We start from the raw sequence: 18,761 nt of genomic DNA on the forward strand, positions 1-18,761 counted from the left end.
CTGGAGACCACCGAGCTGCCGGCACCAGTCAGGCCGCCGGGTGCGCTTGTCGTGCGTCCGGGGCGATTGCCGGCGGCGACAGTTCCGTTATGGCGTCGCATTGTGCTTTCAGCGCGCGGTGCCGTGGTCGAGGCCGTCGAGACGCGGCGGCTGTTTGTGCTGCTGCCGTTCTGCGTTATCGGCGGGATGGTGGCCTACAGCCAGGTGGCATTCGAGCCGAATTCATGGGCCTTGCTCGGCGTGGCAATCCTGCTTGCTGGATTTCTTGTTGGCTCCCTGCCGCAAATAGCGCGGTTTCGCGTCCTGCTGTTGGTTTCGGCGATCTGGGCCGGCGTGTGCATGCTGCCGATCCACGGCATGCTGTTCGGCACACCGATGCTGAAATTTCCGGTCTATGGACAATACCAGGCGACCGTGGACGAAATCCTGTCGCAGACGGAAACCCAGCGTCGTATCGTGGTTTCCCATCTGGTCCCGGTCGGCGATACCAAGCCGGCCGGCGTGACGCGGGCACGGCTGCTGATCGGCGCCGATCCGCCGTTAGCGCCCGGCGACGTCATTGAGGGTAAGCTGCGGCTCGCGCCTATTCCCGGCCCGGTATTGCCCGGCGCCTTCGATAGTCAGTTCCACGGCTATTTCGCCGGCATCGGCGCTTACGGAAATGTCACCAGCGGCTTGGCTTTAGTCTCCAGCGGTTCCAGCTTCGATCCCACCCGCGCAATCGAGGGGCTGCGCCGATCCATCGCCGCTCGTATCGGCCACGTGCTGACCGGCTCATCGGCGGCAATCGGCGACGCCATGGTGATGGGCGATCAAAGCCTGATTTCCGACGAGACCCGCGATGTCATGGCGACGTCGGGGCTGGCCCATATCTATTCGATTTCGGGCCTGCACCTTTCGCTGGTTGCAGGTGGCGTATTCTTTCTGCTGCGCTGGGTTTTGGCCGCGATGTCCGGTTGGACACAGCGCCTGCCGATCAAGAAGATCGCTGCTGTCGGCGGTATTCTGGCGGCGTGCTTCTATCTCTTGCTGGCTGGCGGCCTCGCCAATGTCCCCGCCCTCCGCTCGACCCTGATGCTAGGGCTAATCTTCGGCGCGATCCTGGCCGGACGCCGGGCGCTGACTATGCGCAATGTCGCGATTGCGGCCCTGGCGATTATCATTATCGATCCCGCCAGCGTCTTCCGCGCCAGCTTCCAACTGTCGTTCGCGGCCGTGGTGGCGCTGATCGGGGTGTACGAATTGCCGCGCAAGCCGCCGGTGGAGGGCAGGGGCTGGATCGGCCGGTCGATCAACCATGTCTGGGTCGCTGCACTGACCAGCCTGATCGCCGGCACCGCCACGCTGCTGTTCTCAGCCTATCACTTCCAGCAGACCGCGCCGCTCGGTGTGCTGAGCAATGTGCTGGTGCTGCCGGTGGTCAGCTTCATCATCATGCCGACTGCCATTGCCTCGGTGCTGGCCATGCCGTTTGGAGTCGAACAGCCTTTCCTCATCGCCATGGGCTGGGGGATCGACCGCATGATGGACGTGGCGACGCTGGTCGCCAACTGGAGCCACGGGCTGGAATCCAACCCGCTACTCACGCCGATCGCGCTGTTTATCGGCCTCCTGGCGATGGCCTGGTTCGCCTTCATCAAGAACTACTGGCGCTTCGCCGGCCCGGTTCTGGCGATTCCCGCTATTTTGCTGTTCGCGCTCGATACCAGACCGGATGTGCTGATCGCCGACACGACCCAAGCCGTGGCGGTGCGCGATGGCGGCGGCATGCGTCTGCTCACCGGCAAGGATGGCACTTTCGCCGTCGATGTGTGGAGCGAGTATTATCAGGAGGACTTCGCGCCGAACCTTGCCGGCGCGCACTGCGACAGTGTCGCCTGCGTTTACGCCAATGACCGCTTTTCGATATCGGTGATCAAAAGCGTCGAAGCCTTCGCCGAGGACTGCGAGCGCAACGATCTCGTCATCGCCCGCATTCCCGCGCCCGACTATTGTGGGGCGCAGGTAATCGACTCAAAGACCCTGCGCGACAGCGGCGTGCAATGGCTGCGCTGGGACGCGGCCGCGGGGGAATTCGCCGTCCGCCCCGCGGTGCCCAATCTCACCCGGCCGTGGCGAGCCGCGCTACAGTGACGCCCGCTCCGGGAATGCTCGCTTCGCCAACCACATAGCCGGCTTCATCAGCCGCCTTGTTGAGCGTTGCGCCGCCTGCACCGTAGTTGACATAGATGCGGAACCCGCCGCGCACCCGGCAGCGCACGCCGGCCGGCAGGTTCAGTACCGGCAGGTCAGCCTCGGCGATCAGATAATCGACGACGCGCTGCACCAGCGCCTTGTTACCGCTGGCGGTGAGGTAAAACAGCTTGCCCTGCGATACCAGCACCGGCAGGTCGTCCTCGTCGGCGATAATGACTTCACCGCCGGTCTCGACGCGCTCGCGCCAGTGGTGCACGGCGCCGCCACCCTTGACCGGGGTCTGATGCACCGGATCGGTCGACGACACGCGGGTGACGCGCAAATCGAGCATATTGCGCGGCAGGTCGGGTGCCAGCGTCGACGGAATGGCAAAATCCTGCGTCTTCGAACCGCTGCGCGGCCCAATCAACAACTGTCCTTCAAAGGTCTCGATGGCGGTGCGCAGCGCATCGTTCCAGGCGAATAGCGCCGGAATGGCGACGATATCGTAGCCAGCAAAACTCGTCGTATCGGGCGACAGGATATCAATATCCACGCCATGCTTGCGGAAAGCCGAATACACCGCACGCACATGCGCGCCATGAGAGAAGCCCTTGGCCTGTGGCTGGATCTCCCATGCCCATTCGCTCTGATAATCATAGACGACGGCAACGCGCGCCTTGCCGGCAACCCCGTCAATACCCGTAGCCTTCAGCTCCTGCGCCACCTGCATGGCCTCGCCATGGGCCGGCGCCGGCTCGCTATCGGGGCGCAGCAGGCCGGCATGCATCTGCTCCTGCGCGAACGGCGCCTGCCGCCAGCGGAAATAGGACACGACTTCCGCACCATGGGCGAACGCTTCCCAGGCCCAGAGCCGGGCCATGCCGGGCAGGGGATCGGGATTGAAATCGGCCCAGTTCACCGGGCCCGGCTGCTGCTCCATGATCCACCAGCGGCCATGGCCGACGGTGCGGTAGAGATCATGGTGGAAGGCGGCATTATCGGGGTCGCCCTGGCGCATATACTGATGCTTGAGCTCTTCGGGCTCATCGCTGACCGCCAGGTGGCCGAGCGGGTAGCTGTCCCAACTGGCGATATCGAGGGTCTTGGCCACCTCATAATGATCGAAGTCGCTGGTGCGGCTCATGAAATTATGGATCACCGGCAGATCGGCCCGCCGCGCCTTGAGGATATCGAACTGCACTTTGTTGAAGGCCGCGACCTGAGCTGACGCATAGCGGCGGAAGTCCAGCGAATGGGCCGGCGCGGCTTCGGTCACCAGCAGGTTGGGCAATTCGACCTGGTCGAAGCGGTTGTATTCCATCGACCAGAAGATATTGCCCCAGGCCGCGTTGAGCGCGTCGACCGTGCCGTATTTCTCGGCCAGCCATGCCTGGAAACCGGCCTTGGCGGCCGGCGAATAAGAATACGTCGTGTCGTGGCAGCCATATTCATTGTCGGTCTGCCAGCCAGCCAAAGCCGGGTGGTCGCCCACGGCATCCGCCAGGAGGCGGGTAATCCTGCCGGCTTCCTCGCGATAACCGAGGTGGGAAAAATCATAGTGGCGGCGCGAGCCGAAACCGCGCTGCCGGCCCTCTTTGTCCACCGACAGCATGTCGGGGTGCTTGTCGATCATCCAGCGTGGCGGCGTCGCTGTCGGCGTGCCGACGATCACCTGCAGACCATGCCGGCCCAGCACATCCATGGCGCGGATGATCCAGCCGAATTGCAGGTCACCCGGCGTGGGTTCGAACTTTGACCAGGCGAACTCCCCGATCCGCACGAACTTGATGCCGACTTCGGCCATGCGCGCAGCATCGCTCTCCCACCACGCCTCGGGCCAATGTTCGGGATAGTAGCAAACGCCGAGGGCAAGGGTCATTGCGAGGACTCTTAGAGGGTGATGAGGGGTTCAGGCTGGCCGGCGATATCGAGTTCGATGGCGAACACGCCGCCCGCCACTTTCTCGGCGGCGAGCTGGTCGGCGCTGAGGGTCTTGGCTGCGGTGGTCAGGAACAGCGTCTTGAGGCCGGGGCCGCCAAAGGCCGGGCAACTCACCTGGCTGACCGGCACCTCGATCACGCGATCAATCGAGCCATTCGGCGCGTGGCGGACCACGCATTTGCCACCCCATTTGGCGTTCCACAGATAGCCTTGGCTGTCGACGACCGCGCCGTCGGGATAGCCACGGCCATCCGACACATCGGCAAATAGCGACCATTCGCCAATCGGCAGCCCGGTGGCAGGATCGGTGGCGCATTTGAGGATCTGCTTGGTCGGCGTATCGCTCCAATAGGCGGTGCGTCCGTCCGGCGAAAAGCAGGTCGCATTGGGGATTTTGGCCTGTGTGCGGATGGTGGTCAGCTTGCCGGCGCGATAGTGATAAACGGCGCCGCCCGGCTCGTCTTCTTCCTTGCGCATGGTGCCGATCCAGAACCCGCCGGAGGGATGTACCCGGCTGTCATTGGTGCGCGTGCCGGCGTCATCGGCCTCGATCGGCACGATCAGGCTGGTCTCGCCGGTGATCAGATCATAGCGCTTGAGCCCGGTTTCGGTGGCAAGTGCCAGCGCGTCATGGTCAATCACCGCCGCAGCGGCGACGATCTCATCGAACGACCAGATATTGGCGACCGCGCCGTCCGCCTCGGCGGCGAACAGCTTGTGGTTGTTGATATCGAAGAAGAACAATTGCTGGCGCAGCGGATGCCAGAACGGACCCTCGCCCAGCGCGCACTGGCTATCGATCAGCAGGTGGGCCGTTTGGCTCATTGGGCTTGGCCCCGGTCATAGGCGGCAACGGCCAACGCCGCGTGTTCGGCGGTCTGCGATAGCTCCATGCCCGGCTTGTAGAGATAGGTGCCCAGCCCGAAGCCTACGCAGCCGGCGGCGAAGAATTCGGCGAAATTGCCCGGGTTGGCACCACCCACGGCATAAAGCGGAAGCTCGGGCGGGAGCACCGCCTTGATCGCCTTGATGCCCTTGGGGCCCAGCACTTCGGCGGGGAAAAACTTGAGCCCCGTGGCACCCGCCCGGATGGCGCGGAACGCGTCAGTCGGCGTGAACACGCCGGGATAGGACGCGAGCTGGAGGCGCGCCGTCTCCTCGATCACCGCCTTATTGGTGTCGGGCGATACGATGAACGTGCCGCCGGCATCGGCGACCGCCAGGACCTGCTTCTTGGTCAGCACCGTGCCGGCACCGATCATGGCGGTGTCACCAAACGTGTTGGAGGCGAGCGAGATGCTGGTCAGCGCGTCGGGCGAATTGAGCGGCACTTCGATCATGGTGATGCCGGCATCGATCAGCGCCTTGCAGACGTCGATGATCTCGGCCGGCGTGATGCCGCGCAGAATGGCGATGATGTGGCGAGGGGTATCCATGAGGTCCGTCCGCTAAGAGGAAAATTGGCGCGCGGCCTTGAGGCCGGCCAGCACCGCTTCGGTAGCATCCACCAGCCGCGAACGCACGCCGATCCGCGTCAAAGCCTGGCCATAAAGCGCACAAAGCGCCGCCGAGCCAATCAGCGGCACCTCGGCATCGCCGATCCACTCGCGATTGGCGCCGATTTCGCTGCCGATCAACAGGCCCGACAGATAGCCCGCACACCAGCCCGGCTGGCGGCCAGATAGGAGCGAACCGGCCCGCACTTCGAACAATTGGCCCAGGAGCCGCTCTGGATGATCGAGACCGGCCTCGACGCCGGCGGCGAAACCCTCGTCGCGTCCCGGCCCCTCAAGGTCCCCGCCCAGCGAATGTCGCAATACCGAATGGGTTCGCAGGACTTCGAACATTTCGCCGGTCATCGCCGTGGCGAAGCGCTCGATGCGGGTGCCCGACAATTGCGCCCATTTCGAATGCGTGCCCGGCATGCAGACGACGCCGGAAAACCCCGGATTGAGCGCCGCGAGGCCCAGCAACTGGGTTTCCTCCCCGCGCATGACGTTGTCCGAACCGGGAATTTTCTGACACACGCCGGGGAGGATCGATGGCGCCAGCCGTGCGTTGGGCATATCAGGGCGCACAGCGCCGTCGAGCAGGCCGCGCAGGTCGGTCGGCGCCTGCAGGTAAGGGGCTTCGAGCCAGCCCTGCCGCGCGCCGGCCATTCCGCAGATCAGCACTTGGATAGCTTGGCCGGATTGGCCTTCGATACCACCCAGCAACTCGGTCAACGCGCCGGGAAATTGTTCGCGCGTCAGCTTGCCCATGCCATTGGGTGAAGTGCGCGAAACCGCGACGGCCCCGGCGCCATCGATGCCCCAGGCGCGCAGGTTGGAGGTGCCCCAATCGACGGCAACCCAGTCCACTGTATCAGTCACGGCAAAACTCACCCCTCATGCGCGACCATCGGGCCGCAATCGGGCCGAACGCTACCGCCTGCATTGGATTCCAGCTAGCCTCAATCGACGTCGCCGCATTGCTGCTTCTATCGGCGCAGACGTTGGCTCCGTCCCGTCATTTGGTAAGGCGTTTCAGGCGTCTGGAAATATGTCACCAGCAGATTTTGCGACCGCTCAAGCTGGCGAAATTTCGACAGAATCCCGTTCCCTCTTGCCCCTGTCGTGGTACAGATGGCAAAATGTTGAGGCACGTAACCGCGGCGTCATATCGCGGACATGAGGAACAGAAAATGACGGCAGATACCAGCGGCGGTCCGGGCAACGGGCAGGGCGCAGCCAAGAAGTTGCGCTCGCGCGCCTGGTTCGACAATCCGGATAATCCAGACATGACAGCGCTTTATCTCGAGCGCTACATGAATTTCGGCGTCTCGCGCGAAGAGCTGCAGTCCGACAAGCCGATCATCGGCATCGCCCAGACCGGCTCCGACCTGTCGCCGTGCAACCGGCACCATATCGTGCTGGCCGAACGCGTTCGCGAAGGCATCCGCGAAGCTGGCGGCATCGCCATTGAATTCCCCGTGCATCCGATCCAGGAAACCGGCAAGCGCCCGACCGCCGGCCTCGACCGGAACCTGGCCTATCTCGGCCTCGTCGAAGTGCTCTACGGCTACCCGCTCGACGGCGTAGTGCTGACCATCGGCTGCGACAAGACCACACCCGCCATGCTGATGGGCGCCGCTACCGTCAATATTCCGGCCATCGCGCTGTCGGTCGGCCCGATGCTGAATGGCTGGCACAAGGGCGAGCGCACCGGCTCGGGCACCATCGTGTGGAAGGCCCGCCAGATGATGGCGGCCGGCGAAATCGACTATGCGCAGTTCATCGAACTAGTCGCGTCCTCGGCGCCGTCGACAGGCTATTGCAACACCATGGGCACGGCTTCGACCATGAATTCATTGGCTGAATCGCTGGGCATGCAATTGCCGGGTTCGGCCGCCATTCCGGCGCCGTATCGCGATCGCCAGGAAATGGCCTACCGCACCGGCAAGCGCATCGTCGACATGGTGCGCGAGGACCTCAAGCCCTCGGACATCCTGACCAAGGACAATTTCATCAACACCATCGTGGTCAATTCGGCCATCGGCGGTTCGACCAATGCGCCGATCCACATCCAGGCCATCGCCAAGCATATCGGCGTCGAGCTGGAACTGCAGGATTTCCAGACCTATGGCCACAAGGTGCCGCTGCTGGTCAATCTGCAGCCGGCCGGCGAATATCTGGGCGAGGACTTCTACCATGCCGGCGGCGTGCCGGCGGTGGTCAATGAGTTGATGAGCCAGGGCCTCATTCGCGAGAACGCGCCGACCGTCAACGGCAAGTCCATCGGCGACAACTGCCGCGCCACGACGATCCAGGACGACAAGGTCATCCGGCGCTTCGACAATCCGCTCAAGACCGAGGCCGGTTTCCTCGTGCTGCGTGGCAACCTGTTCGACAACGCCATCATGAAGACCAGCGTGATCTCCACCGAGTTCCGCGATCGTTACCTGAACAACCCGGAACATCCCGGCATGTTCGAGGGCAAGGCCGTGGTATTCGATGGACCGGAAGACTATCACCACCGCATCGATGATCCCTCGCTCGAGATCGACGAGCACACGCTGCTATTCATGCGCGGCGCTGGCCCCATCGGCTATCCGGGCGCAGCCGAAGTCGTCAACATGCGGCCGCCGAACTACCTGATCAAGAAGGGCATTACTGCCCTGGCCTGTATCGGCGACGGACGCCAATCCGGTACGTCGGGTTCGCCCTCGATTCTCAATGCCTCTCCTGAAGCGGCGGCTGGCGGTAATCTCGCCATCCTGCGCACCGGCGACCGCGTGCGGATCGATCTGAACAAGGGCAGCGCCAACATCCTGATTGCCGACGAGGAAATCGCCAAGCGTCGCGCCGATCTGGAGTCCATGGGTGGCTACAAGTACCCCAAGCACCAGACCCCGTGGCAGGAAATCCAGCGCGGCATCGTCGGCCAGCTCGGCGACGGCGCCATTCTCAAGCCCGCCGAAAAGTACCAGCGCATCGCCCAGAGCGAAGGTATCCCGCGCGACAATCACTAAGCCAATAACGAAATGCAAAAGGCCCGCCAATCTGGCGGGCCTTTTCTTTAGCGGTAGCCTCGCGAGCCAGACCGTTACCCGACCAAGAGAGGTCCGGCCCAAACCTCATTCCTTGGCAGCCGTCTCGATCGTTACCCAGCGGCCGGTGACGTCGCACTGCAGCAGCATGGTGTCGTTGTTGCGGATACCCACGATTGCCCCAGCAGACGACAATTTGCCCTCGAGCAGGCAGCCAGCGACTGGCGTATCGGCTTTCGCCTCGGCCCAGCCGGTTCCCGCATTGCAGACGGCAGTGCCATTGCCCGCATTGATGCCCACGCCTGCCGAAAACGTCACGTTACCGACCCAGCAGCGGGTCTCCTTGATGCTTGCTTCCTGAGCGAATGCCGGGATGCCGCCGACCGACAAAAGGCCAAGCGCGACAAGCAGGGTGAACCGCATCAATATTTCCTCAGCAGGCCCACCAGACGGCCCTGCACCTTGACGCGATCGGGTCCGAAGATGCGGGTTTCATAGGCGGGGTTGGCGGCTTCCAGCGCGATGGTATTACCCTTGCGACGCAACCGCTTGAGGGTGGCTTCCTCGTCATCGACCAGAGCCACGATGATCTCGCCGGTTCCCGCCGAGTCCTGCTTACGGATCAAGACGGTATCCCCATCGAAAATGCCGGCCTCGATCATCGAATCGCCGCGCACTTCGAGAGCGTAATGCTCGCCGGCACCCAGCATTTCCGGTGGCACCGAGATGGTGTGTGAATGGGTCTGGATCGCCTCGATCGGCGTACCGGCCGCGATGCGCCCCATGACCGGCACCGAAATGGGCCGCGCATAATCCTCGACCGAACCGCGCATCGGCGGTGAGGCCACCTTGCCCAGATTGCCCTCGATCACACTCGGCTCGAAGCGCGACTTGCGTCCGCCCAGCGATGGGTTCATCGAATCGGGCAGCTTGACCACTTCCAGCGCGCGCGCCCGGTTCGGCAGGCGGCGGATAAAGCCGCGCTCCTCCAGCGCCGTGATCAACCGATGGATGCCCGACTTGGATGCGAGGTCGAGCGCATCCTTCATCTCGTCGAACGACGGCGGAATGCCGCTTTCCTTCATCCGCTCATGGATGAACATAAGCAGCTCGTGTTGTTTGCGCGTTAGCATGGGGCCCCTCGGTCGGGAATCGGAACAAAGACTGAACGATGATACGTGTTCCAGTTATGTTCCGCAATATGCCAATGCATTGCTCGCGCAATTTCCGCCCTTGCAAGCAAACCAGGCTTCGTCGCGCGAATTTTGAGAGTTTATTTCAGCCTAGAAGGCGTCGATACTGATGGCACCGACCACCGTACCGGCTGGCTGGCCCGGATCATGTTCGGGCTGCACGATGAGCATGTCGGCCTGTGCCAGCGACGAGGTATGGCCGCTGTCGACCTCGGAAATCGGCATCACGGCCATCCCGCTGATGCCATGCACCACATGCGCCCGCATGAAATGGCGCCGCGCGGTATTGGGCGGGGTCGGTCCGGCCAGCGGCAGATGCCAGAGCTGGCCTGCAGGGTCGGCATGGCCTTGCCACAGCCGTAGCGCCGGCTTGATGAATATAGTGGCCGTGACCAGCGCCGAAACGGGATTTCCGGGTAATCCGAAAATCAGGGTCTTGCCGCGCGTGCCGAACATCAGCGGCTTGCCGGGGCGCATATTGATGCGCCAGAAATCCAGCGTCACGCCGAGCGACAAGAGGATTTCCTGGACAATGTCGTGGTCGCCGACGCTGGCGCCGCCGGTGGTGACGACGATATCGGGTTCGCTGGCGAAGATGGCTTCCAGCGTCGCCGTCAGCGCTGCCCGGTCGTCGCCGACAATACCGTGGTCGGCGACGGTTTCGGCGTAGGGCGCCAACAGCGGACCGAGGCCGTAGCTGTTTGAGGAAACGATCTGGTCGGGCCCGAGCGGTGTGCCCGGCACGACCAGCTCGTCGCCAGTCGCCAGCAATGCGACCTTCGGCCGGCGATTGACCACGAGAGCAGGCACGTTCGCCGCTGCCGTCACGGCTAGTTGCAGGGCGCCGAGGCGCGTGCCGGCGGCGACCAGAACCTGCCCGGCGGAAAAGTCATTGCCGATCGGACGAATGCTGCGGCCGGGCTTGGGCTGCTCCGCAAACTGAACGGTGCTCCCGTTTACCGTCGCCTCTTCCTGCATGATCACCGCGTTGGCGCCGGTCGGAACCGGCGCGCCGGTAAAGATGCGTACGCATTGGCCTTCGTCAACCGGGCCGGCAAAGCCCGCGCCGGCCTGCGACATGCCGATAATGGCGAGACTGCGTCCCGGCACCGCGTCCTGTGCACGCACCGCATAGCCATCCATGGCGCTGGCGTTGAACGGCGGCTGGTCGTGGCTGGCGACGACGGGTTCGGCCAATACCCGGCCCGCCGCCTCGCGCAGGGGCACGATCTCGGGCTGCGCCTCGGGCACGCGCTTCAGAATTGCGGCAATGGCGTCTTCGACGGGCAACAGGCTCATGGCGTGCGCACGAAGTCGCCGGACTTGCCGCCCGATTTTTCCAGCACGCAGATATCGGTGACCACCATGGCGCGGTCGATCGCCTTGGCCATGTCGTAGAGCGTCAGCGCGGCGGTGGAGGCAGCTACCAGCGCCTCCATTTCCACGCCGGTCTGGGCGGTGGTCTCGGCGGTGGCGTGGACGACAATTGCCGTAGCGCTTTCGGCCTCGATCTCGACGCTGATCTTGGTCAGCGGAATCGGATGACAGAGTGGAATGAGATCCGAGGTCTTCTTGGCGGCCATGATGCCGGCAATGCGGGCTACGGCCAGCGCATCGCCCTTCTTGAGCGAACCACCCATGATCGCGGTCACCGTCGCCGACTCTGCGATGATCCGAGCCTGCGCTACCGCCCGGCGCCGCGTGACCGCCTTGTCGCCGATATCGACGATATGGGCTTCGCCCTTGGCGTTGAGGTGGGTCAGGCCGCCTTGTGCCATGCCTATGCGCTCACAGTGCCCATAAGCAGGGCGCGCGTGGCGGCGACAACATCGTCTTGGCGCATCAGGCTTTCGCCGACGAGGAACGAGCCGATGCCGGATGCCTCGTCCAGCTTGCGCACATCGTCGTGGCTGAGGATGCCGCTTTCGCTGACCAGCACCTTGCCGGCCGGCACACCAGCGGCCAAGTCGATCGATGTTTCGAGGCGCGTCTCAAACGTACGCAGATTGCGATTGTTGATGCCGATGAATTCCGCGTCAAGCGCCAGCGCGCGGTCGAGCTCCAGTTGGTCGTGCACTTCTACCAGCGCGTCCATGTGCCATTCCTCGGCGGCATCGAGCAGGTAGCGCGCCACGTCGTCGCCGACGGCCGCTAGGATGATCAGGATGCAGTCGGCACCCCAGGCGCGCGCCTCTGCGACCTGATAGGTTTCGAACAGGAAGTCCTTGCGCAGGACCGGCAACGTCACGGCCGCACGCGCCTCGATCAGGTAGCTCGGCGAGCCTTGGAACGAAGGCCGGTCGGTCAGCACGGAGAGGCAAGTCGCGCCACCGGTCTGGTAAGCGCGAGCGATCTCGGCGGGGTTGAAGTCTTGCCGGATCAGGCCCTTGGAGGGGCTGGCCTTTTTCACCTCGGCGATCAGCGCATATTGCTTGGCCGCGCGCTTGGCTTTGATGGCCTTGAGGAAGCCGCGCGGCGCTGGCTGGTCATGAGCCATAGCCACGACTTCGGCCCAGGGTCGCATGGCCTTGGCCGCTGCGATTTCCTCGCGTTTGTACGCTTCGATCTGTTTGAGAATATCAGTCATGATCTCGCCCGTTGGACACCGCGATGAGCCGCGCCAGCGTCTCCTTCGCCTTGCCGCTGTCGATGATGTCGGCGGCCAGTTCGGCGCCGGTTTTGAGGTCTTGCACGCGGTCGGCGACAATCAGCGCGGCCGCCGAATTGAGTAGCACGATATCGCGATAGGCGCCGGGCTTGCGGTCGAACAATTCATGGACCGCTGCAGCGTTATATTCAGGATCGCCACCGAGCAAATCCTTGGGATCGCTGCGCTCGAGGCCCGCATCCTCTGGCGTCACTTCAAAGCTGCGCAAATCTCCACCGGATATCTGGGCCACGAAGCTGGGGCCGGTGACGGTGAGTTCGTCCAACCCATCACTGCCATGGAAAACCCAGGCCTTGATGGCACGGTTGGCGAGAAGGGCGGCAGCGACCGGCTCCACCCATTCCTGCGCATAGACGCCCAGCACATAGCGGCGCACGCCGGCAGGGTTGGATTGCGGACCGAGCAGATTGAACATGGTCCGCACGCCCATTTCGGCGCGCGCGGGGCCGACATGGCGCATAGCCGGATGGTGCGAGGGCGCGAACATGAAACCGATCCCGGCTTCATTGATGCAGTGTGAAATCTCGGCGGGGGTCAAATCCAGCTTGATCCCCAGCGCTTCGAGTACCTGCGATGCTCCAGACTTCGATGACAAAGCCCGATTGCCGTGCTTGGCCACTGGCACGCCCGCCGCTGCTACGACAAAAGCGCTGGCGGTGGAAATGTTGAGCGTACCGCCGCCATCGCCGCCGGTGCCGACGATATCGATGGCGTGTTCGGGGGCGTCGACCGTTACCATCTTCTCGCGCAGGATCGAGACGGCCGCGGCGATTTCGCCGACGGTCTCGCCCTTGACGCGCATGCCCATGAGGAACGCACCGATCTGGCTGGGCGTGGCATTGCCCTCCATGATCGTGGTCATCACGCCGCGCATTTCTTCGCCGGTGAGGTCGCGGTTGGCCGCGATCTTGTTGAGAGCTGCCTTGATATCCATCACGCGGCCTTCTTCTGGTTGAAGTCGCGGGCCAGGTTCAGGAAATTCTGCAGCAGGGCATGGCCGTTTTCGCTAGCGATGCTCTCGGGATGAAACTGCACACCGTGCACGGGCAGGGTCTTGTGCTGCATGCCCATGATGAGGCCATCATCGGTCGTCGCGGTGATTTCTAGTGTGTCCGGCAGGGTCTCTGGCTTGACGATCAGCGAGTGATAGCGCGTGGCTTCGAAGCCGGAATTGAGGCCGCGGAACAGGCCCTTGCCAGTGTGGTTGATCTTGCTGGTCTTGCCGTGCACCAGATGCGGGGCGCGAATCACGTCGCCGCCGAGGGCCTGGCCGATGGCCTGATGGCCGAGGCAGACGCCCAGGATGGGCATTTCGCCCTTGAACCGGTCGATCAGCGCCAGGCAAATGCCCGCTTCATTGGGCGTGCAGGGGCCGGGCGACAGCACGATAGCCTCGGGCGCCATGGCGGCGATTTCGTCGAGCGTGATCTTGTCGTTGCGCACGACGGTGATGTCAGCGCCGAGTTCGCCCAGGAAGTGGACGAGGTTGTAGGTAAAGCTGTCGTAGTTATCGATGACGAGGGTCTTGGTCATTTCTGAACTTTCCACTTGGACGTTTTCCAAACCACCGGGTCATTCCCGCGCAGGCGGGAAACCCTGTTTTCAGAACTCGCCCCGCCATCGCAAAACAGAGGTTCCCGCCCGCGCGGGAATGACGCCGTGAGTGTGGATGCTTCTCAAACCGCTCATTGCCCTATCCTGGCTTCGCCAGCATAGCGTAGCGCTTCCTCGGCGGCGCTGAAAAGGGCACGCGCCTTGTTTTCGCATTCGGCCTGTTCGAGTTCCGGCTGGCTGTCGGCGACGATGCCGGCACCGGCCTGCACGAACAGCTTGCCGTCCTTGAGGATGGCGGTGCGCAGCACGATGCAGGTGTCCATGGTGCCGTCGGCGCCGAAATAGCCGACGCAGCCGCCATAAATGCCACGGCGCGAGGATTCCAACTCGTCGATGATTTCCATGGCGCGCACTTTTGGCGCACCGGACACCGTGCCGGCCGGAAAGCCCGCCGCTAGCGCATCGACGAAGTCATATTTCGGATCGAGCACGCCCACCACATTGGAGACGATGTGCATGACGTGGGAATAATATTCGAGGAAGAACTTGTCGGTGACCCTGACCGTGCCGGTCTTGGCAACCCGGCCCACATCGTTGCGGCCCAGATCGAGTAGCATTAGGTGCTCGGCCAGCTCCTTCGGATCCGACAGCAGCTCAGCCGCCAGCTCCTGGTCGCGTGTCGGCGTGGCGCCGCGCTTGCGGGTGCCGGCGATGGGGCGGATGGTGACCTCGCCATCTTGCACCTTGACCAGGATTTCCGGGCTCGATCCGGCGACCGAGAAGTCGCCGAAATCGAGGAAATACATATAGGGCGATGGGTTGGTGCGGCGCAGGGCGCGGTAGAGCGCTGTCGGGGGCAGGGTGAATTCCGCCTCGAAGCGCTGGCTTAGCACCACCTGGAAGATATCCCCGGCGGTGATGTAGTCCTTGGCCCGGGCCACCATGGCAAAATACTCGTCTTTCGACGTGTTGCTGGTAACGGCGATCTTTTCCAGATCGGGAAGGGCAGGGGTCGTCGGCAGGGCCTGACCCAGCCGCTGGATGGCATCGTCGATATGCGACTGCGCCGATTCATAGGCCTGGCGGGCCGTGACCCCATCGCGGACATAGACCGGCGCGGTGAGATAGAGCTCATCCTTGAGCGTATCGAAGATCGCCAGCATGGCCGGGCGCATCAGGATGGCCTCGGGCAGGTTCAGGTGGTCCGGATTGCTGTCGGGCAGCTTTTCCATATAGCGGACCATTTCGTAGCCCAGAAAGCCGTAGATGCCGGCCGATTGCGGCGGCAGGCCTTCGGGCACTTCGATCTTGGAGCTGGCCACCAGATTGCGCAGCGCATCCAGTGGCGCCTCGGCCAGCGGCTCGAAGCGGTCGACGTCGATATGGGCGGCGCGGTTGATCGAGGCGGCGCCATGCTCGACTTTGAGGATCACGTCCGGCGCGAGGCCGACGATCGAATACCGGCCGCGAATGGCGCCGTCCTGCACGGATTCGAGCAAGAAGGTGTTCTTGCGGCCGGCCGCCAGCTTCATATAGGTGCCGATCGGCGTTTCGAGATCGGCGACTACGCGACGCCAGACGATCTGGGACTGACCAGCATCGTATTGCACCGCGAAACGCCCAAAGACCTCGTCGCCCATAGTCATTATCCGATTATAGAAGTTGCCGTTATTGCTGGACGCCGAGTTGCAGAGTCTGCGTCAGTGCCTGCTGGTTGATCCGCAACCCGGCTTCGTCGCGCACCGCGGTGACGAAATCGCCGTAAAGACCGATGCGGGCTTCGTTTTCCAGCGAAGCGTTCTGCTGGGTGGCCAGCGGGCCATCAGCCGGGGTCACGGCGCTGACCTGGAACACGATGTGATCGCCTTCCGTGTTCACCGCCGAGCCGTGATGATCCGGACCGCCAGCAAACGCCGCTGCGGCAACCGGGCCGTCGATCGACGTATTGGCTTCGCCAAACCGGGTGAAGGGCAGGCTGGCCTGCGGAACGAGGCCCAGCGCGGACGCCACGTCGATCAGGTCCTCGCCGCTATCCAGGCGTTTGACGATGCTGGCGGTCTCGGCGTCGACCGCCGCATTGACCTTCTCGGTCGTCCAGGCGGTGGCAACCGCATCGCGGACTTCATCCAAGGTCTGGTCGCGCGCCGGGTCGACCTTTTCCAGGTCGAACCACACATTGCTGTTGCCGTTCAGCGTGATCGACGGCGTCAGCTTGCCCTCGGTGGCTTTGAAAATCGCCTGCACGGCCTTGGGACGGTCGGCTTCCGCCAGCGAGGGGATCACAGCCAGTTCGGCGCCGCCCTGCGTTACAGCAGCGTTGTAAAGCGGCAAGCCGAACCGCTTGGCGATTTCGTCGAGCGGCTTGAACGCCGCGCGCAGTTCCTCGACCTGGTCGAGCACGTCAGCATATTCGGTCTTGGCCTGCGCCAGCGCCAGGCTGTGCGCGATCTCGTCATGGGCCTCCGCCGCCGTCTTGGTGTGACCAGCCTCGATTGCCGAAACATGGATCGCCCGCTTGCCGGTAACGCCGTCGATCACCGCATAGCCACCCTGGGCCAGGCCGAACGCGGCCGTCGCCAGGTTCGCATCGGTGATGTCGCGCTGGGCCAGCGTGCCGATATCGGTTGCCGTCAGGCCGTTTTCGGTGACAAGCGCTTCAAATGTTTTGCCCGCAGCCGCGCCGCCTTCGAACGCCGCGATCTGCTCGGGCGTGGCCAACGGCACTTGCTGGATGGTGCGGCGCTCCAGCGTGGTCATAGTGGCCTTGGTGCGCTCATACTCAGCGGCAATGGCCGCCTCATCGATGGTCTTGGTGGCCGCCAGCGTTTCCGGCGACAGCGCCATCAGCCGCACGGTGCGGGTCTCAACGGTACGGAAATCGGTCTGGTGTGCGGCGAGATAGGTTGCGAGATCGGTATCGGTCGGCGCAGCGGGGGTCTCGATGGTGTTTTCGCCGACCACGATATAGTCGACCGTGCGCTTGTCGGCAGCGTAGCGATTGACCAGCGTCGATGCGGCGGCCGGCAGCTTGGTGTCGCTGAACAGCGACAGAATCAATTGCTGGCGGCGCGCTGACTCGCTCTGGGTCTGAAAATACTCGGCTTCGGTGAGGCCGCTCTGGCGCAGCACGTTCTGGAACTGGCTGGGATCGAAATTGCCCAGCGTGCCGGCAAAATTGGTATCCTTGCGCAGCATCTGGCTCAGCTTGGCGTCCGATACGCCAAGACCGAAGTTATCGGCCATCTGGTCCAGCGCCGCGTCTTGCGCCAGGTTTTGCAGCACCATCGAGGGAATGCCCAGGCTCATGGCTTCCTCGGGCGAGGGGACCGACCCGATCTGCTGGGACACCTGTTGCATCTGGATTTGATAGGCTCGCAGGAAATCGCGCGACGTGATGTCGACATTACCCACCTTGGCCACATTATTCGTGCCAAGATCGGTGATCACATTATTGATGCCGAATCCGGCCAGACCTGCCAACAGGCAGACCCCCATCGCCTTGCCGGGCCAAGATTTTGCAAACAGACGCAAACTATCGAGCATGTCAGACGTTCCAGTACGCGAGGGATGGTGCATTCGCCCCAGAGGGCCGGACGCACCGGATTTGAACCGCAGGCTTTACCGCCCTTATGGCGGGATACTAGTAAAGCGTTCCGCGGAAAAAGGGAGACCCTTTTATATCCCGGAAACGCATGGACAGTCGGGGTTAGGGCAAAGCCCGTCCCGGTGCAAGAGGCAGGAGTAGCAAGAGTGACAACCACAATCACGCCGCTGATCGCGGGCAACTGGAAAATGAACGGTTCGCGGGCCTCTCTCGAAGAACTGCAGCAGCTTGCCGGATTGCTGACCACCGGCGAGGCACCCAAGGCCATGGTCGTCATTTGCCCCCCGGCAACAATCCTGCACGCCGTCGCCTCGCAGGGCTCCACCAGCGGCATTCTGGCCGGCGGCCAGGATTGCCACGCCAGCGCCTCGGGCGCCTATACGGGTGATATTTCGGCCGGGATGCTGGCCGATGCCGGCGCGCAATTCGTCATTGTGGGCCATTCCGAACGCCGCGCCGCCCATGGCGAAACCGACCAGACGGTCCGCGCCAAAGCGGAAGCTGCCATTGGCGCCGGCCTCAAGCCGATCATCTGCGTCGGTGAGACCGAAGCCGAACGCGATAGCGATAGGGCAGAAGCCGTGGTCGCCGCGCAACTGGCCGGCTCGGTGCCCGACGCCGCCGAATTGCACGAGGTCATCGTGGCCTATGAGCCGGTCTGGGCCATCGGCACCGGCCGCACGCCCACCAATGACGAGATTGCCCAGATGCACAATCGCATCCGCGCCATCCTCGTCGAACGCTTCGGCGACAAGGGCGCCTCGACCCGGATTCTCTATGGCGGCTCGATGAAACCGCAGAATGCCCGCGAGATTTTGAACATCGAAAACGTCAATGGTGGACTGGTTGGCGGCGCCAGCCTCTTGGCAAAAGACTTCTACACCATTATCTCCGCCGTATAGCCGCGTCACGCGGGGGATGGCCTGCGCCGAATTTCGGCGCAGGCGGAACCGGAGCGTTGAGATTTAGGTCAGGCCGAGCCGAAAATTGTGGGTTTCGAGCACCGGAGCGGAGCGTACAGTTAGGTACGTGAGCACCGGAGCACAGAAAGGCGCAATTTGCAGGCCGGCATCACCTGAATATCAATGCGCCGGG

Annotated in this window: 16 protein-coding genes; 3 read left to right on the forward strand and 13 right to left on the reverse strand. The window is 63.3% G+C overall.

What is annotated here, in order from left to right; all coding sequences use genetic code 11:
• The first annotated feature begins 102 nt into the window (after positions 1–102).
• On the forward strand, positions 103–2,133 hold the full coding sequence (locus JWR51_RS16445) for a ComEC/Rec2 family competence protein (RefSeq protein ID WP_299749825.1): 2,031 nt from the start codon (positions 103–105) through the stop codon (positions 2,131–2,133).
• On the opposite strand, the gene JWR51_RS16450 is transcribed toward JWR51_RS16445, so the two are convergent.
• From JWR51_RS16450 to JWR51_RS16465, 4 genes are read right to left on the reverse strand one after another with little or no spacing between them, the layout of a single operon-like run.
• On the reverse strand, positions 2,102–4,057 hold the full coding sequence (locus JWR51_RS16450; protein WP_299749828.1) for a beta-galactosidase: 1,956 nt from the start codon (positions 4,055–4,057) through the stop codon (positions 2,102–2,104). The two genes, JWR51_RS16445 and JWR51_RS16450, sit on opposite strands and share 32 nt — an antisense overlap.
• Positions 4,058–4,068: 11 nt before the next feature.
• Positions 4,069–4,944, reverse strand: coding sequence for an SMP-30/gluconolactonase/LRE family protein (locus tag JWR51_RS16455; protein ID WP_299749831.1), 876 nt, complete (start codon positions 4,942–4,944; stop codon positions 4,069–4,071).
• A complete protein-coding gene (locus tag JWR51_RS16460; RefSeq protein ID WP_299749834.1) occupies positions 4,941–5,555 on the reverse strand; it encodes a 2-dehydro-3-deoxy-6-phosphogalactonate aldolase in 615 nt (204 codons plus the stop codon). Before JWR51_RS16460 ends, JWR51_RS16455 begins: the two co-directional genes overlap by 4 nt.
• A gap of 12 nt (positions 5,556–5,567) precedes the next feature.
• Positions 5,568–6,491, reverse strand: a complete 924-nt coding sequence (locus tag JWR51_RS16465; protein WP_299749837.1) for a 2-dehydro-3-deoxygalactonokinase — start codon at positions 6,489–6,491, stop codon at positions 5,568–5,570.
• A gap of 311 nt (positions 6,492–6,802) precedes the next feature.
• Between JWR51_RS16465 and JWR51_RS16470 the strand changes: the two genes are divergently transcribed.
• Entirely contained in the window at positions 6,803–8,629 is a 1,827-nt protein-coding gene (locus JWR51_RS16470) for an IlvD/Edd family dehydratase (protein ID WP_299749840.1), read from the forward strand.
• A gap of 105 nt (positions 8,630–8,734) precedes the next feature.
• On the opposite strand, the gene JWR51_RS16475 is transcribed toward JWR51_RS16470, so the two are convergent.
• The 9 genes from JWR51_RS16475 to JWR51_RS16515 all read right to left on the reverse strand — a co-directional run bounded on the left by JWR51_RS16475 (position 8,735) and on the right by JWR51_RS16515 (position 17,605).
• Complete coding sequence (locus tag JWR51_RS16475; protein WP_299749843.1) at positions 8,735–9,070, reverse strand: hypothetical protein; 336 nt, start codon at positions 9,068–9,070, stop codon at positions 8,735–8,737.
• Positions 9,070–9,780, reverse strand: coding sequence for a transcriptional repressor LexA (gene lexA / locus JWR51_RS16480; protein WP_299749846.1), 711 nt, complete (start codon positions 9,778–9,780; stop codon positions 9,070–9,072). The genes JWR51_RS16475 and lexA overlap by 1 nt, the downstream gene beginning before the upstream one ends.
• Before the next feature lie 150 nt (positions 9,781–9,930).
• Entirely contained in the window at positions 9,931–11,139 is a 1,209-nt protein-coding gene (glp, locus tag JWR51_RS16485; protein ID WP_299749849.1) for a gephyrin-like molybdotransferase Glp, read from the reverse strand.
• A complete protein-coding gene (gene moaC / locus JWR51_RS16490; protein ID WP_299749852.1) occupies positions 11,136–11,618 on the reverse strand; it encodes a cyclic pyranopterin monophosphate synthase MoaC in 483 nt (160 codons plus the stop codon). The genes glp and moaC overlap by 4 nt, the downstream gene beginning before the upstream one ends.
• 2 nt (positions 11,619–11,620) lie before the next feature.
• Positions 11,621–12,427 (reverse strand): indole-3-glycerol phosphate synthase TrpC, encoded by an 807-nt coding sequence (gene trpC, locus JWR51_RS16495; RefSeq protein ID WP_299749855.1) that lies wholly within the window; start codon positions 12,425–12,427, stop codon positions 11,621–11,623.
• A complete protein-coding gene (gene trpD, locus JWR51_RS16500; RefSeq protein ID WP_299749858.1) occupies positions 12,420–13,442 on the reverse strand; it encodes an anthranilate phosphoribosyltransferase in 1,023 nt (340 codons plus the stop codon). The genes trpC and trpD overlap by 8 nt, the downstream gene beginning before the upstream one ends.
• Positions 13,442–14,041 carry an aminodeoxychorismate/anthranilate synthase component II gene (locus JWR51_RS16505; protein WP_299749861.1) on the reverse strand — a complete coding sequence of 200 codons (600 nt, stop codon included), beginning with the start codon at positions 14,039–14,041 and terminating at the stop codon, positions 13,442–13,444. The genes trpD and JWR51_RS16505 overlap by 1 nt, the downstream gene beginning before the upstream one ends.
• A gap of 152 nt (positions 14,042–14,193) precedes the next feature.
• Positions 14,194–15,702: an anthranilate synthase component I gene (trpE, locus tag JWR51_RS16510; protein WP_299749864.1), complete on the reverse strand. Its 1,509-nt coding sequence runs from the start codon at positions 15,700–15,702 to the stop codon at positions 14,194–14,196.
• A gap of 28 nt (positions 15,703–15,730) precedes the next feature.
• Positions 15,731–17,605, reverse strand: a complete 1,875-nt coding sequence (locus JWR51_RS16515) for a peptidylprolyl isomerase (protein WP_299749867.1) — start codon at positions 17,603–17,605, stop codon at positions 15,731–15,733.
• 207 nt (positions 17,606–17,812) lie between these two features.
• On the opposite strand from JWR51_RS16515, the gene tpiA reads away from it, so the two are divergent.
• Positions 17,813–18,568: a triose-phosphate isomerase gene (gene tpiA / locus JWR51_RS16520; RefSeq protein ID WP_299749870.1), complete on the forward strand. Its 756-nt coding sequence runs from the start codon at positions 17,813–17,815 to the stop codon at positions 18,566–18,568.
• Positions 18,569–18,761: the final 193 nt, after the last annotated feature.

This window comes from Devosia sp. (assembly GCF_028290625.1).
Taxonomy (GTDB): domain Bacteria; phylum Pseudomonadota; class Alphaproteobacteria; order Rhizobiales; family Devosiaceae; genus Devosia.

What these genes read in the sequence shown, in the direction of transcription:
- JWR51_RS16450 (WP_299749828.1), bottom strand. Translation starts at nt 4,057, where the DNA reads ATGACCCTTGCCCTCGGCGTTTGCTACTATCCCGAACATTGGCCCGAG.
- JWR51_RS16455 (WP_299749831.1), bottom strand. Translation starts at nt 4,944, where the DNA reads ATGAGCCAAACGGCCCACCTGCTGATCGATAGCCAGTGCGCGCTGGGC.
- JWR51_RS16460 (WP_299749834.1), bottom strand. Translation starts at nt 5,555, where the DNA reads ATGGATACCCCTCGCCACATCATCGCCATTCTGCGCGGCATCACGCCG.
- JWR51_RS16470 (WP_299749840.1), top strand. Translation starts at nt 6,803, where the DNA reads ATGACGGCAGATACCAGCGGCGGTCCGGGCAACGGGCAGGGCGCAGCC.
- JWR51_RS16475 (WP_299749843.1), bottom strand. Translation starts at nt 9,070, where the DNA reads ATGCGGTTCACCCTGCTTGTCGCGCTTGGCCTTTTGTCGGTCGGCGGC.
- lexA (WP_299749846.1), bottom strand. Translation starts at nt 9,780, where the DNA reads ATGCTAACGCGCAAACAACACGAGCTGCTTATGTTCATCCATGAGCGG.
- glp (WP_299749849.1), bottom strand. Translation starts at nt 11,139, where the DNA reads ATGAGCCTGTTGCCCGTCGAAGACGCCATTGCCGCAATTCTGAAGCGC.
- moaC (WP_299749852.1), bottom strand. Translation starts at nt 11,618, where the DNA reads ATGGCACAAGGCGGCCTGACCCACCTCAACGCCAAGGGCGAAGCCCAT.
- trpC (WP_299749855.1), bottom strand. Translation starts at nt 12,427, where the DNA reads ATGACTGATATTCTCAAACAGATCGAAGCGTACAAACGCGAGGAAATC.
- trpD (WP_299749858.1), bottom strand. Translation starts at nt 13,442, where the DNA reads ATGGATATCAAGGCAGCTCTCAACAAGATCGCGGCCAACCGCGACCTC.
- JWR51_RS16505 (WP_299749861.1), bottom strand. Translation starts at nt 14,041, where the DNA reads ATGACCAAGACCCTCGTCATCGATAACTACGACAGCTTTACCTACAAC.
- trpE (WP_299749864.1), bottom strand. Translation starts at nt 15,702, where the DNA reads ATGGGCGACGAGGTCTTTGGGCGTTTCGCGGTGCAATACGATGCTGGT.
- JWR51_RS16515 (WP_299749867.1), bottom strand. Translation starts at nt 17,605, where the DNA reads ATGCTCGATAGTTTGCGTCTGTTTGCAAAATCTTGGCCCGGCAAGGCG.